12 protein-coding genes and 1 pseudogene are annotated in these 16040 nt (G+C 38.0%); 2 read left to right on the top strand and 11 right to left on the bottom strand.

Annotation, left to right across the window (positions count from 1 at the left end; genetic code table 11):
- Positions 1–299 precede the first annotated feature (299 nt).
- The 3 genes from mmsB to chvE form a co-directional block, all read right to left on the bottom strand.
- Entirely contained in the window at positions 300–1508 is a 1209-nt protein-coding gene (gene mmsB, locus CIB29_RS16980) for a multiple monosaccharide ABC transporter permease (protein WP_094551703.1), read from the bottom strand.
- Positions 1509–3047 carry a multiple monosaccharide ABC transporter ATP-binding protein gene (mmsA, locus tag CIB29_RS16975; RefSeq protein WP_094551701.1) on the bottom strand — a complete coding sequence of 513 codons (1539 nt, stop codon included), beginning with the start codon at positions 3045–3047 and terminating at the stop codon, positions 1509–1511.
- 91 nt (positions 3048–3138) lie between these two features.
- Positions 3139–4218 (bottom strand): multiple monosaccharide ABC transporter substrate-binding protein, encoded by a 1080-nt coding sequence (gene chvE, locus CIB29_RS16970; RefSeq protein WP_094551699.1) that lies wholly within the window; start codon positions 4216–4218, stop codon positions 3139–3141.
- Positions 4219–4637: 419 nt separating this feature from the next.
- Between chvE and CIB29_RS16965 the strand changes: the two genes are divergently transcribed.
- Positions 4638–5429, top strand: a complete 792-nt coding sequence (locus CIB29_RS16965) for a DeoR/GlpR family DNA-binding transcription regulator (protein WP_094551697.1) — start codon at positions 4638–4640, stop codon at positions 5427–5429.
- Positions 5430–6935 carry a sugar ABC transporter ATP-binding protein gene (locus CIB29_RS16960; RefSeq protein ID WP_094551695.1) on the top strand — a complete coding sequence of 502 codons (1506 nt, stop codon included), beginning with the start codon at positions 5430–5432 and terminating at the stop codon, positions 6933–6935.
- A 53-nt stretch (positions 6936–6988) separates the two neighbouring features.
- Here CIB29_RS16960 and CIB29_RS16955 read toward each other — a convergent pair whose 3' ends face one another.
- From CIB29_RS16955 to CIB29_RS16925, 8 genes and pseudogenes are all read right to left on the bottom strand, one after another.
- Entirely contained in the window at positions 6989–8005 is a 1017-nt protein-coding gene (locus CIB29_RS16955; RefSeq protein WP_198543959.1) for a substrate-binding domain-containing protein, read from the bottom strand.
- A 36-nt stretch (positions 8006–8041) separates the two neighbouring features.
- Positions 8042–9061 carry an ABC transporter permease gene (locus CIB29_RS16950; RefSeq protein ID WP_094551693.1) on the bottom strand — a complete coding sequence of 340 codons (1020 nt, stop codon included), beginning with the start codon at positions 9059–9061 and terminating at the stop codon, positions 8042–8044.
- Positions 9062–9191: 130 nt separating this feature from the next.
- The gene (locus CIB29_RS16945; RefSeq protein ID WP_094551691.1) at positions 9192–9692 is read right to left on the bottom strand and encodes a DUF6106 family protein; all 501 of its coding nucleotides are present in this window, start codon (positions 9690–9692) and stop codon (positions 9192–9194) included.
- 226 nt (positions 9693–9918) lie between these two features.
- Positions 9919–10014 carry a MetS family NSS transporter small subunit gene (locus CIB29_RS18435; RefSeq protein ID WP_117434617.1) on the bottom strand — a complete coding sequence of 32 codons (96 nt, stop codon included), beginning with the start codon at positions 10012–10014 and terminating at the stop codon, positions 9919–9921.
- A 31-nt stretch (positions 10015–10045) separates the two neighbouring features.
- Positions 10046–11493, bottom strand: a pseudogene (locus CIB29_RS16940) (sodium-dependent transporter).
- A gap of 124 nt (positions 11494–11617) precedes the next feature.
- Positions 11618–13129 carry a sodium-dependent transporter gene (locus CIB29_RS16935; RefSeq protein ID WP_094551689.1) on the bottom strand — a complete coding sequence of 504 codons (1512 nt, stop codon included), beginning with the start codon at positions 13127–13129 and terminating at the stop codon, positions 11618–11620.
- A 741-nt stretch (positions 13130–13870) separates the two neighbouring features.
- Positions 13871–15502 carry a chaperonin GroEL gene (gene groL, locus CIB29_RS16930; protein ID WP_094551688.1) on the bottom strand — a complete coding sequence of 544 codons (1632 nt, stop codon included), beginning with the start codon at positions 15500–15502 and terminating at the stop codon, positions 13871–13873.
- A 71-nt stretch (positions 15503–15573) separates the two neighbouring features.
- Entirely contained in the window at positions 15574–15858 is a 285-nt protein-coding gene (locus tag CIB29_RS16925) for a co-chaperone GroES (protein WP_094551686.1), read from the bottom strand.
- Between the last annotated feature and the right edge of the window lie 182 nt (positions 15859–16040).

Raw genomic sequence — 16040 nt, 5'->3', positions numbered from 1 at the left:
CCTCCCTAAATTTTATATTTATTATACAAAATAATAGGGACACACCGCTAATACCTCACGGAATGTCCCCAAGTCTCATACTAGTTGTCACGACCTGCCTTTACAGAACACAAATACCGATGAAAATAGCACCAAACCTAGAACTAATGCATCTCTCCGAACTCCAAGCTCCGAGCTATTTTCATATTCTTTTATAATTAACCAACTTTAATACTAAAGATTTAGATATTAAAGTTGGTTAATTTCATCGATAACTACATTAATTTATTTTTAACTTTAATATTGGTTATCGATATAAATCAGCTTTTAGACTTTGTAAAAACATCAAAAGCTACAGCAAGTAGCAGCACAAAACCTTTTATTGCCTGCTGCCAGTCAATCCCCAGTCCAATGATTGACATACCGTTGTTCATAACGCCCATTACAAGTCCTCCGATAATGGCGCCAATAACAGTCCCAATTCCTCCCGAAGCAGATGCTCCACCAATAAAACAGGCAGCGATGGCATCCAATTCAAATCCATTGCCGGCCTTTGGGGTTGCTGCATTTAACCGGGCAGCAAAAACCAGTCCCGAAAGTGCAGAAAGCACTCCCATGTTTACATAAACCCAGAATAATGCACGCTCGGTTTTTACTCCGGATAATTTTGCTGCTTTCTCATTTCCACCCAGCGCATAAATATGTCTGCCCGCAACTGTTTTACTGGTTATAAATGAATAAATAAGAATCAAAACGGATAATAATATCAAAACATTTGGAATTCCTTTGTAACCCGCAAGAACAATGCAGAACACATTTATTACAGCTGCAACTGCAATGATTTTAGCAATGAAAAATCCTTTTGGTATGACATCAAAATTATATTTTATCTGCGTTTTCCTCTGCCTTAACTCAAACAGTATATAAACTGCAGATAGGAGAATTCCGACAATAATAGTTGTAATGTGGTACTGCGTTCCAGCAAAAAAGTCAGTAATAAAACCTGAACTTATTTTTGTAAATGCTTCAGGATACGGTGATATGGACATTCCTTTTAACGTTACCATCGTTAATCCTCTGAATATCAGCATACCCCCCAGCGTAACAATAAAAGCAGGTATTTTCACATATGCAATCCAATATCCCTGCCAAGCACCTATAATCCCGCCAATTAACAAGGAGACAAACATTGCAGTAAGAAATGAAACCTTCATGTTAATCATTAATATGGCCGAAACAGCTCCTACAAAGGCCGCCACCGAACCTACGGACAAGTCAATGTTTCCTGTAATAATGACCAGCAACATGCCAATGGCCAATACTAATATATAACTGTTTTGCAGTATAAGATTTGTGATGTTTAATGGCTTTAACAGAATACCTCCGGTAACAACCTGAAAAAACAGCATGATTGAAACCAGTGCGATTAACATGCCATATTGCCGGATGTTGTGTTTAAACATATCTTTTAGTGTTTCCGTACCGGTTTGTCTATTTATATTTTTAGATATATTTTTTAAAGTTTCCATTTACTGTACCTCCTGCGATTGGTTAATGACATATTTCATTATTTTTTCCTGAGATGCATCCCTGCCATTTAATTCTCCGGTAATTTTCCCTTCGCTCATCACATAGATCCGGTCGCACATTCCCAATATTTCAGGTAATTCCGAAGAAATAAGCAGGATTCCCTTGCCTTCCCTTACCAGTTGGTTGATTATTGTATAAATCTCATATTTTGCACCAACATCTATTCCCCGGGTAGGTTCATCTAAAATCAATATATCGGGTTCAGCAAAAATCCATTTGCTCAAAACGACTTTTTGTTGGTTTCCACCGCTTAAATTTACAGTTTTTTGCAGTATGCTTGAAGCTTTAATATTTAATTTTTTACGAAACTCTTCTGCTTTCAGTACTTCCTGATGTTCATCAATAATGAAATTTTTTGATATTTTATTCAAACTCGCTAACGTCGTATTTCGCTTAATATTGTCTATTAAAATCAACCCGTAATTTTTTCTATCTTCTGTTACATAAGCCAATCCATTTTTAATGGCGTTGCTTACATTGGTAATGTGCAGTTGTTTTCCGTTTTTAAAAATCCGGCCGCTTATTTTTTTCCCATATGACTTTCCAAAAATACTCATGGCCAATTCTGTCCTGCCAGCCCCCATTAAGCCTGCAATACCTACTACTTCTCCCTTCCGGATGTGAAAGCTGACATTATCAATAATTTTGCGGTCTTCATGCAGCGGATGGTATACATTCCAGTCCTTTACCTCGAAAATAATTTCTCCGATATTTGGTTCCCGTTTTGGGAAACGGTCTACCAATTCTCTTCCTACCATCCCTTTGATGATCCTGTCTTCTGTAATCTCGTCTTTGCCTTTATACAAAGTTTCAATTGTCTGCCCATCCCGTATAATTGTAATGGAATCTGCAACTTTGGAAATCTCATTTAGTTTATGTGAAATAAGAATTGATGTAATGCCCTGCTTTTTAAACTCCAGCAACAGGTTTAGAAGATTTTCACTATCATCCTCGTTCAACGCTGCGGTAGGTTCATCCAAAATCAGCAGTTGAACTTTTTTAGACAATGCTTTTGCAATTTCAACCAATTGCTGTTTACCTACGCCAATATTTGTAATCAACGTATTCGGCGATTCATTCAATCCAACTTTTTTAAGCAGTTCTTTGGTTTTAGTAATGGTATCATTCCAATTAATAATCCCGTTTTTTGCTTGTTCATTTCCCAAAAAAATATTTTCAGCAATTGACAAATACGGAATCAGTGCTAATTCTTGGTGAATGATTACGATACCCAATTCTTCGCTTTGTTTGATATCTTTAAATTCGCACACTTTTCCCCTAAAAAGAATGTCTCCGGAATATGTTCCATATGGATACACACCACTCAAAACTTTCATCAGTGTGGATTTTCCCGCACCGTTTTCACCCACCAGTGCATGAATTTCCCCTTGTTTGACCTTTAAATTTACATTATTGAGCGCAATAACACCCGGAAATGTTTTGGTTATATTTCTCATTTCTAAAATGGTATCCGACATTTTATCCAACCCCTTACAATGTAGTAAATAATTTAGTGATGGCTGATGGCCATCACTAAATTATTTTAACGCATAACCATAATGGTTTGAATTATTTTTCAAGCTGTTCTTTGGTATAATAACCACTGCCAACCAATACTTCCTCATAGTTTGACTTATCAACCGAAACAGGTTCCAGCAGGTATGACGGGACTACTTTCACACCATTGTTATACGTTTTTGTATCATTAACCTCGGGTTCTTTTCCATTTAAAACGGCATCCACCATTTCAACGGCTTTTTTAGCCAATTGTCTTGTATCTTTGAATACTGTCTGTGTTTGTTCACCGGCAATGATGGATTTAACTGACGGCAGCTCTGCATCCTGTCCTGTAACTACCGGCATAGGCTGACCTTGCGTGCCATATCCCACGCCTTTTAATGAAGACAGGATACCGATACTGATGCCATCATAAGGCGATAGTACTGCGTGTATCTTATCAGTCGTATAATATGCGCTTAGTAAGTTATCCATTCTAGCTTGTGCAGTTGCACCATCCCATCTTAATGTACTGACTTTGTCCATACCCATTTGTCCGCTTTTTACAACCAGCTTTCCGGAATCAATATACGGTTTTAGAACCGACATGGCGCCATCATAGAAAAAGTATGCATTATTATCGTCGGGAGACCCTCCAAACAATTCAATGTTGAAAGGACCTTTTCCTTCTTTTAACCCCAGTGCTTTTTCAATATAGGAACCTTGCTGGACTCCTACTTTAAAATTATCAAAGGTTGCATAGTAGTTTACATTGGGTGTCTTTCTAATCAGACGGTCATACGCAATAACCGGAATTTTTGCATCTGCGGCTTTTTTCAAGACATCCGACAACGATTCTCCATCAATAGATGCAATCACCAAAGCGTCAACACCTTTTGTAATCATGTTTTCTATCTGAGAGATCTGATTTTCCACTACGTCTTCAGCGTATTGCAAATCTGTTTTGTAGCCCAGTTTTTCAAATTCTTTTACCATATTGTTTCCATCATCAATCCACCTCTGCGATGACTTGGTAGGCATTGCAATCCCTACCAGCTTTTCACCTTTTTTACCTCCTGTTGTTTTCGACCCACATGCTGCCATCGTAAAAACCATGGCAATTAAAACAATGAGTGACAATATCCTTTTCATTTAAACTACCCCTTTCCTTATATATCACTATATATCACTATTTTCCCGCCAGGCGATAAAATAGAATGGTTTTATCTTAGCCGCCCGCTGGAAAAAAGCTTCAAAATTATTACTAAAGATATCATATATGTTCGTATGATTTCGTTTATGAACATATAATATCATATTCAAAACAACAATTCAAGAGTTTCAATAAAAATTTATTATTTATATTTTGAATAGTTAGGTAAAATATACAAATCAATTAATAAGTTTTTTTATTTCCTCGAATATATGAACGTTTATTTACGATATTTATCACAAACAAACTTTTTGACTTTTTTAAGCAATGAATTGTAATATGAAACTTATTTATATATAATAAATATATAATAAAATTAACAGAAAAATTATTCTACACACACTTTTTGGAGGATTGCATGTTTGCGCCTGAACGAATAAGAATTATCAAAGGAATACTTTTAGATAAAAAACATATAAATGTTTCAGATTTAAGCACAATGCTAAATGTATCGGAGGTTACCATAAGACGCGACTTGGAAAAACTGGAAAGAGAAAAATTTCTTATCCGGACTCATGGGGGTGCCATCATTAATGATGAAAGCTTTTTGGAACAAGATAAATATATAGATATAGATGATGACCCCTACTATGAACAAAGACTAGAAATTGCTGAAATTGCCATGCATATGGTTGATGATAATGATGTTATCCTACTTAGCCCAGGGTTGACAAATCTTTATATTGCAAAAAAGATTTTAAATAAAAGGAATGTAACCGTATTAACCAATGACTTAAATATTGCCTCTGAACTTGCCGCCAATGCAAGCATGAAAGTAATCATTCCCGGGGGCGACCTTGATGCTGCATCCATGACACTGGCAGGCAAATTAACAGAAGAGAATCTGAGAAACTTTTTTGTTTCTAAAGTTTTCATTGAAGTAGAAGGCGTCAGCATGCAAAGGGGTTATACGGTTCAAAGCATGGCACGGGCCTCAGCCATAAAAGAAATGATGAATATTGCCCGTGAGCGTATTATCGTATGCATTTATAAATGTTTTGATAATATCGGTTTTTCACAAATCGGCCCTCTTACGATAGCAAACAAGGTTATTACCAATCCTTCCATCCCTGATCAGTATAAAAATTACTTTTTTGAAAACAATATACAACTTTTCACTGCTTTTAATTCTTATGAAGGTGGTATATAAATGTTAAAACCTATCTTACAACTTAAAAACATAAATAAAAAAATTTCGGATTTTTTTTCATTAAAAGATATCTCTTTTGAATTAAATAAGGGTGAAGTTCATGTCCTTATGGGGGAAAACGGTTCCGGCAAATCATCTCTCATCAATATTATATGGGGAGCCTATTCCAAAGACAGCGGAACAATCTTTCTGGATGGAACCTCCGTAGAAATTCATTCTCCCGTGGATGCTAAAAAATTGGGTATCTCCATCATTCATCAGGAGCCTTGTCTCTTTGAACACTTTTCTGTTGCAGAAAATATCTACCTGGATAACAAACCTTATAGCAACAAGACATTGAAAATCATTAATTGGGGAAAGATGTATGCCGATTGCCAACAGCTTTTTAAGAAACTGGGCTTTCCCCTTAACAGTAAAACCATGGTAAAAAACCTGGGCATTGCACAGAAACGGCTGGTTGAAATCGCTAAAGCCTGTATGTCAAATGCTCGAATCATTATTATGGATGAGCCTACTTCCTCACTCACCGATTCGGAATCTGCGTTGCTTTTCAATATCATCAGGGAACTAAAAAAATCAGGCGTCTCCATTATTTATATTTCCCACCGCCTGGAAGATATTCAACAAATCGGAGACAGGATTACTGTTATTAGGGAAGGGAGGATTGTTGGCACACAAAGCATTAATAACATAAATACTGACAGCATTATTCACATGATGACAGGTATTGAATTAAAAGAACGTTATCCCAAGCTGAATATCAAACTTGGCAAAGAAGTCTTCAGTATTGCCAATCTGCAATCAGACAACATCCTGAAAGGAATCAGTTTATCATTAAGAAGAAGGGAAATCATTGGCATCACCGGTCTTGTAGGTTCAGGCAGGACTAAAATTGCCAATTGCATCTTCGGATTGGATAAAATTGACACAGGTGAAATACGGATTGAAAATGTCCCTTTGGATATAAAATCTCCTGCCGACGCCATCCGGGCAGGAATTGGGTATGTAACCGAAGACAGAAATGCCGGAGGTCTTTTTATGTATCTTAATATTCCCGAAAACATGACCGCAACAAACCTGTCTAAAATATCAAATAAATTTTTTATTGACCGCACCAAAGAAAACAGTATCGCCGAAACCCTGGTCGCCAAACTCGGCATAAAAACCGGAATACTTAACAATAAAGCTGCTTATTTAAGCAGCGGTAATCAACAAAAGCTGGTCCTTGCAAAATGGATTGTATCGGGAGCTAAAATATTTCTTTTCGATGAACCTACAAGAGGGATTGATATCGCTTCCAAAGTTGACGTGTATAATCTGATGAATGAAATGGTGATCAAAGGTGCTTCCATCATTCTTATATCTTCTGACGTAGATGAAGTGATTGGCATGTGCGACCGTATTTTAATACTCTATGACGGAAAAGTCTCCGCAGTTATCCCCAGGAATGAAGCTACCCGTGAAAAAATTCTTTTTTATGCCACCGGAGGAAAACAAAACGCCTAATCCAAAGCCGGTCAATGATTTGAATAAAATACCAATATATTTATTGTAGAAACTTATTTAATGTAAAATGCATCTACATTCTCTTTTTTAACAATACTTACACCCGTATCCACAAAAGGAGGCAGCGGATTAATTCCTTTTTGCTTCCAATCCTCTACAGGATTAATCAAATTATGCTTGAGATGATAAAGAAAATTCATTGACTGATATCCCATTATATAAGTACCTTGCGCAATGGAAGCAGATATGATACCCGCTTTAATTGCATCCAATGTCCCCTTGTCGGTATCAAAACTTACAATTTTCACTTGTCCGACCTTATTGGCTTCCTTTACAGCCGTTGCCGCACCAACACCACTGGTAGCATCTGTACAAAAAACTCCTTTTATATTCGGGTTTGCTTGGAGCATTCCTGCAAGTACCTTTGCCGCTTCGGTCTGGTCCCCTTTGCCGTTACCTATCTGGACAAGCTTCAGTTTTTTATAATCTGATTCCAGTGCTTTTTTGAAACCTGCCACTCTTTGGTCATGGTTTAACTGTGCCGGAAGCGTTATGATTACAACCTCACCTCCACCGGGTCCTATCAGTTCATCCAAAACCTTTGCAGCTACATGTCCCGCATACTCATTACCGGTGGCAAGAAAAGAATATCTGCCGCTGTCAGGCGAATCCGCATCAAATGTTACAACCGGAATTCCTGCGTCCATTGCCTTTTTAATGGGCGCAACAAAAGCATCAGGATTGATGCATGTTATAGCAATGCCTGCAGGTTTTTTTGCAATAACCTGTTCCAGTACTGTTACCTGCTGGTTGACATCGTATTGAGGACTCCCGGTATAAACCGTTTTTACACCATACAACTTCCCTGCATCCTGAAAACCTTTGTAGCAGCCTTTCCAATATTCCAAACCCGTTTGAAAGGTTATCATATAATATTCTTCACTAGCATCGCCTTCCAACAGGCTTTTTGCAGCATCTCCGGTAGCATTGTTGTTACCTGTACTGCATCCTGCAAGTATTAATACGAATAACATCATTAACGCCACAGTCATTTTGTTTGATGCTCGCACACCTATTCCTCCTTGCATTCATTTCACACGCTGTGCTTATTTTTTATTCTTAAGATTTTTCAACTTATTGCGATGACTCAAATAATCAAAGGTAACAGCTGCAATCAGGAAAACACCGTTGGCAAGTTCCTGCCAATATACGGGTACATTTAGGATTATCAAACCATTATTAATAAAATTTAACAGAATCACACCCAACACCGCTCCAAATATTGTTCCTTCTCCGCCACTGATACTTGCACCGCCGATAATGGCCGCTGAAATACTTCTCATTTCCGCTCCAATTCCTGCTGTTGGTGCTGCAACTGTAAACCTTGCCATACTTAATATTCCCGCAATACTTGCCAATGTAGCCGTTAATAAATAGACACCCACTTTCACCCTGGAGGTATTGATGCCGGACAAAACCGCAGCTTTTTCATTACTGCCCGTATAGAATACCTTTCTTAAAGGTTCGGACCTTCGCATCATAAAATCCCCAATCACCGCAATCACAATAAACACAAAAACAATAAACGGTATGCCCAGGATTTTTCCCTGTCCAATAAGTGCAAATGTGTGTGGAACACCGAAAAGAGATATGGGTGAACCTTGCGTCAATACATAAGCCGTCCCCCTGGCGACTCCTGAAATTCCTAAAGTAGTTATAAACGGATTCAGACCAATCTTACCAATAAAGAAACCATTTATCAATCCGCAAAACATACCGGCCATAAGTGCAACGGTACATGCAACCCAAATATTTATCCCCGCAAGGTATAAAGTCCCCGCCACAACTCCGCTGAGTCCCATGACGGAACCTACAGAAAGGTCAAGTCCTCCTGAAACCAAAGCTACCGTCATCCCTACAGCAATGATACCATCGGAGGTAAGCCCTATAGCGGTGGATATTAAATTATCTCTTGTTAAAAAATGAGACGATAACATCGTCAAAATAAACCCTACTATGATAATACCTATCATTAGATTGGCTTCCCTGAAAGAAGTGATAGTCTTCCATATTTTTGCCGACGCCGAATTCTGATATCCTCTGTTTTCCGCCTCTACACACTCCATTGTAAAGTTCCTCCCTCTTTCTTATCTTCAGGCAATTTTATAGCATATATACATCTTGGCTATATCTTTTTTTACAAAGCTGATTTCTGAAAACCTTATCAATATTTGAGGCGTACTCAATCTCCACCGTTTACCGCGTAAATACCTTTCTGGGTATATATGTCTTGAAGGCTTCCAACATCTTTCCGGTCGGTTCAAATATTAATCTCGCTTTTTGCCCATCCAATGTAAAAACAGCAAAATACAGATTTTCTGCATTCATGGAACTCATGGCATCAATAGATTTTTTTATGTTTACATTTGTAAATTCCCTCTTATATTTTTCATCATGCACCGGAGCAACAATATCAAATTCCTTGCAATGTATGCTGAGAATTCTCTTTCTTCTTCGCTGCGCAATAATTTTATCCACATCCAATTCACCATTGGTAACCGAATATTCAAATTCAATATTTCTGGATGTTATGAGCCAGTATGCACCATAACCCACAGCTACCACGATGATAGGCCCAAAAGGAAGTGCTAAAGCAAACATGGCGATAAGCAATACCGCAATCATTATCCCTACTGTAACTAGTGTGTCTTGAGGTGTCTTCTTCCTCTGTACAATGTGTTCAATGAAAATATCCATAGTTTTCCCCCTTACTCATTCCTTTTGTTTATTACCATTTTAACACAAAACTGTTACGAGTACAAATAAAACCCGGAAAAATTTTTCCGGGTTTTATAATTGACCAACTTTAAAACTAAATATTGTGATTTAAAGTTGGTTAATTTCATCGATAACTACATCAATTTATTTTTAGTTTTGATATGGTTATCGATATTTTTGATATGGTTATCGATATATTAAAAAATTATTGATTCTTTAGTTCAATTGAGAGAGCTAAGGCACAGCCTCCCCATAAAACTACTGCACCAAATAATAAGAAAAATATTGCTGTAGCTGACATCTTCTTTCACCTCCAAAGGTTAATTTGCAGCCTATTCATTCTCATGGTTTACAAGCTTTTTATTTCTCCACGGTCTGGACGCCAAAACAAATGATAATATTAACGTCGTTCCTACAACTGTCCAACCTAACAAAATCAAGGCATCCAACGGATATCCGCCGTAAGGCTTGGTAATATTGCCGATAATATTATTAATAATCATGTAAGCCAATACTGCAGGCGTAATAAACTTAATTGCTATGTCCCACCATGAACCCAACGGGTAATGGGAAATAGGATTAACATGTTCCCGAATTTTATGTGTGCCAAACCACCACCCTATAATAATAGCTTCTAAAATACCTACTATTACTATTCCAAAAGAGTTAATAAAATTATCTACTATATCAAGAATATACAGTCCTGCCCCCGTTGCAAACACAAGACCAACAATATATCCTACAATTGCAGTAAATGTTACAATCTTCTTTCTGCTGATATTAAATTTATCTATAAGTGCACCGGAAAAAGCTTCTACCAGCGATACAGTCGAGGTGAGGCCGGCAAACACAAGCCCCAGGAAGAACAGGACGCCCAGCAATGCCTTGAATATTCCCGGCATTACATTTATAGCCTGCGGAAAAGCAACAAATGCTAGCCCTATACCCTGGGTTGCAACCTTCTCAACAGGTAGGCCCTGGGTATTAGCCATGTATCCTAAAATACCAAATACGCCTAAGGCTGAAAGAAATTCAAATCCTGAATTTGCCAATCCTGTAATAAAAGCACTGTTTACTATATCTGTCTTTTTAGGCAAATAACTTGAATAAGTCATCATGATTCCCATCGCAAGGCTTAGAGAATAGAAGATTTGCCCATATGCAGCAATCCATACTTTATAATCAAGCACTTTACTCCAGTCGGGATTTAAAAGTTTTTCCAATCCCTGAACCGCTCCAGGAAGGGTTACACCCCGGATTACTATAATCACCATGATGATAAACAACGTAGGTAAAAGGACTCTATTGAGCTTTTCAATTCCACCTGAAATTCCTCTATAGCATATAAACCAGTTTATTCCCCAGATCAGCGTCATAGCTGCAACAATATGCCATTGAATTCCCCCGAATTCCCATAATCCTTCGCTAAGGCCTAAAAACTGCCCAAAGAAAAATTTGTTGGGATCATCTCCCCAGCCTCTAGAAAAAGCAAGGAAGAAATAGTTGACTGCCCACGCCAGAATGGCAGAATAATATACCAATATTACCATAGAATTAATGCTGGGCCACCAGCCAAGCCATTCCCATTTTTTATTTGCCCTTGCAAGCGCTAAAGGCGTTGAGCCCCTGAATTTGTGTCCTATACTATACTCGAGTATGAGGATAGGAATACCTGCTGTAAATAATGCAAAAAAGTAAGGAATCAGAAATGCGCCCCCCCATTCTCGTATGCAACATAGGGGTATCGCCAGATATTCCCTAAACCAACCGCAGAACCCATGGCTGCCATGATAAATCCGATTTTAGATGACCATTGCTCTCGTTCTTTTGACATATATCCATCACCTTTCTATAAAAATTCTTATAAATACAATATAAGTAGGTATATAAACGTTAATCTTGCCCTACTCAGCTTCATAATCTTCATAATTATTAAGCGTATTTTCTGCCCATGGCCTTGAAGCCAAAATCAATCCTGCTGCAACCGTACCTGCTGCAACCAACCAGCCCAGTATCACTACCGCACTCATCGGATATCCGCCGTAAGGTTTGCTAATATTTTCAATGATATTATTGATAAGCATGTAGATTAATACGGCAGGCGTAACAAATTTAACCGTAACATCCCACCACTTGCCCACAGGATAATGGGAGATAGGATTTACATGTTCTCTTACCTTTTGCGTGCCGAACAGCCAACCTATAACAATTGCTTCTGAAAGCCCTATGATAACTGCACCAAATGAGTTGATAAAGTTATCGATAATATCAAGGAAGAACAATCCTGCTCCGGTTGCAAATAAAGTACTAATAGCAAAACCACCTATGCATATAATGGTAACTATCTTCTTGCGGCGAATACCGAATTTGTCTATAAATGGAGCCGAGAAAGCTTCTACCATGGATACACTGGAAGTCATACCTGCAAATACGAGACCTGCAAAAAACAATACTCCCAGTAATACTTTAAATATTCCTGGCATCATGTTCATACCCTGAGGGAAAACAACAAAAGCCAGTCCGATACTGCTGGTAACAACTTTATCTACAGGCAGATTCTGCACATGCGCCATATATCCCAAGATACTGAATACGCCTAAAGCAGCAAGAAATTCAAAACCGGAATTTGCCAGCGCAGTGAAGAAAGCACTGTTAACGATATCCGTCTTTTTAGGTAAATAGCTTGCATAGGTCATCATGACCCCCATTGCAAGGCTGAGAGAGAAGAAAATCTGTCCATAGGCTGCAATCCACACTTTAAAATCCAGTACCTTGCTCCAGTCAGGATGCAGAAGTGTTTCCAAGCCTTGAACAGCACCAGGCAGCGTAACACCTCTAATGACAATAATAATCATGATGACAAAAAGCATTGGTAAAAGAACCTTGTTCGCCTTTTCTATACCATCGGAAACACCTTTAAAGCATATATACCAGTTCGCAAACCAGATCACCGCCATAGCAATTAAAATGTGCCATTGCATTGTCCCAAGATTCCATGGACTGTCGGTAAGGCCCAGGAATTGTCCAAAAAAATATTTGTTAGGATCATCTCCCCATGCTCTTGTAAAAGCAAGGAAAACATAATTAAGCGCCCATCCCAAAATCATTGAATAATAGATGAGTATAACAATTGAATTAACACTTGGCCACCATCCCAGCCACTCCCACTTTTTATTTGCCCTTGCAAGCGCTGCAGGGGTGGCCCCTCTAAACTTATGCCCTATACTGTACTCAAGTATCATCAGCGGGATACCTGCAGTAAATAGAGCAAAAAAGTAAGGAATAAGGAACGCACCGCCCCCATTTGAATAGGCGATATATGGATATCTCCAGATATTGCCCAATCCGATTGCTGACCCTATCGCTGCTAGGATAAAACCAATTTTGGTCCCCCATTGGTCCCTTTTGCCTGCCATGTATACATCCTCCTTTGAAAATTGTATCTTTCGTTTACATACAAATAATTTCCAGTATTTGTTTCTGCACTATTGCATTTATTATAATACATAGGATATATGTTTTGCAATAACTTTTTATATGACTTGCAAATGAATGCAGGTATTGGATGAGAAAGGTCATATTTAAACTATCGCAACGAGTTAATATAGAGTTATAGTATATTTATGACTGTTAAACGCGGGTCTTTGACAGTTGCAACTTTTCAAACAGTGCTCGAAGCCTTGAAAATAGCACATTTTTGTGTCAAATTTGATTTTCTAAAAATGCGTACTTTCTAGTGATTTTATTATTTTAATCTTAATTTTCAAATCATATCTGCCGATTTATTAAATGACAGCAAATGCAGCATTAGCAAGGATTTTAAAAAAGTACGCAAATTTTTTATTTAATCAAAAGCCTGAAACCCTTTAATATCAAGCCTTATCAGGCTTTTTGTATTCGCCAAGTGTCAAACTCGGGATTATAATACATAGGATATATGTTTTGCAATAACTTTTTATATGACTTGCAAATGAATGCAGGTATTGGATGAGAAAGGTCATATTTAAACTATCGCAACGAGTTAATATAGAGTTATAGTATATTTATGACTGTTAAACGCAAAAAAGAACTCCCAGTTCCCCAGGAGTTCCTTTTTATATAAACGGTAGGGCCTATGAACGGCACTACTCGCCACCCACTCATCACTACCCACTTTATTAATACATTCCGCCCATTCCGCCTGGCATTCCACCGCCTGCTGGCGCAGCTTCTTTTTCCGGTTTGTCAGCAACCAGACTTTCAGTAGTGAGCACCATAGCAGCTACGCTTGCAGCATTCTGTAATGCAGAGCGAGTAACTTTGGTTGGGTCTACGATACCTGCGTCAACCATATTCACATATTGCTCAGTAAGTGCATTGAAGCCGACTCCAACCGGGCTGTTCTTAATCTTTTCTACGATTACAGAACCTTCCAAACCTGCATTGGCAGCGATCTGTCTTACCGGCTCTTCAAGAGCTTTAAGAACGATCCTAACACCAGTCTTTTCATCGCCTTCTGCTGTATCAAGAAGTTTTTCAACCGTGGCTAATGCATTAATATACGCAGTACCGCCACCAGCTACAATACCTTCTTCAACAGCAGCTCTTGTAGCAGCGAGAGCATCTTCAATTCTCAACTTCTTTTCTTTCATTTCTGTTTCAGTAGCAGCACCAACCTTGATGACAGCTACGCCACCAGATAATTTAGCAAGTCTTTCTTGTAATTTTTCTCTATCGAAATCAGAAGTAGTTTCTTCGATTTGAGCTTTGATTTGCGCAATTCTGCTTTTGATTTCTTCTTGAGAACCGGCACCATCAACAATGATAGTATTTTCTTTTTGTACTCTAACCTGTCTAGCTCTGCCAAGTTGAGCAATAGTAGTTTCTTTGAGGTCCAATCCTAATTCGTCAGAAATAACTTCTCCACCCGTCAGGATAGCAATATCCTGTAACATAGCCTTTCTTCTATCACCGAATCCAGGAGCTTTAACAGCTACACAAGTAAAGGTTCCTCTCAATTTGTTTACTACTAATGTAGCAAGAGCTTCACCCTCAACATCTTCAGCAATGATAACAAGTTTTTTGCCTTGTTGAACAATTTGTTCGAGAATTGGTAAGATATCCTGGATATTGCTGATTTTTTTATCAGTGATCAGGATATAAGGATCTTCAAGAACAGCTTCCATTTTTTCAGTGTCGGTAATCATGTATGGAGAAATGTATCCCCTGTCGAACTGCATACCTTCTACAACTTCAGAGTAAGTTTCTGCAGTCTTGGATTCTTCTACAGTAATAACACCATCATTTGTAACTTTTTCCATTGCATCGGCGATTAAGTTGCCAATGGTTTCATCTGCAGCAGAAATAGCTGCAACTCTTGCAATATCTTCTTTTCCTTTGATTTTTGCGCTGTTGGCTTTGATGCTTTCAACAGCTGCATCTACAGCTTTTGCAATACCTTTTTTAACAATCATTGGATTAGCACCGGCAGCAACATTCTTTAAACCCTCTCTGATAAGAGCCTGCGCTAAAAGGGTAGCTGTAGTAGTACCGTCTCCGGCTACATCATTCGTCTTGGTTGCAACTTCTTTTACAAGCTGCGCACCCATATTTTCAAAAGCATCTTCTAACTCAATTTCCTTCGCAATGGTAACACCATCGTTTGTAATTAACGGAGAACCAAATTTCTTATCAAGAACAACGTTTCTTCCTTTTGGTCCTAAAGTAATTTTTACTGTATCTGCTAACTGGTTAACGCCTCTTTCAAGAGCTCGTCTAGCTTCTTCACCAAATAAAATCTGTTTTGCCATATGTATTACCCTCCCTTAATTATTTGAGATCATTTTCAATAGTCTTTTCAATAGTCTAGTTTAAATATTAATTATTCAACCTTAGCAAGTACATCGCTCTGTCTTAAGATAGTGTATTCTTGTCCATCAATTTTTACTTCGGTACCAGCGTATTTGCTAATGATTACCTTATCTCCCACGGCTAATTCCATCTTTACTTCTTTACCATCTACTATACCGCCAGGACCTACCGATACAACTTCAGCCATCTGTGGTTTTTCCTTTGCTGTACCCGGTAATACAATACCGCTCTTTGTTGTTTCTTCACTCTCCAGCATTTTGATAACTACTCTGTCTGCTAAAGGCTTAATAGTCATGTATATACCTCCTTAGATTAAATTATGTAATAATTAATTAACTTCTTTTTTATTAGCACTCACCGCTCGTGAGTGCTAATCACATTAATAATAATATATAATCTATTTTTCTATAGCAAACATTATAATTCACTATTTTTCTATATTATTGCCTTAATTTTTTTATTTTATAGCATTAAATC

Source organism: Petroclostridium xylanilyticum, from assembly GCF_002252565.1.
GTDB classification, from domain to species: domain Bacteria; phylum Bacillota; class Clostridia; order SK-Y3; family SK-Y3; genus Petroclostridium; species Petroclostridium xylanilyticum.
This window is presented reverse-complemented; position numbering and strand designations above follow the sequence as displayed.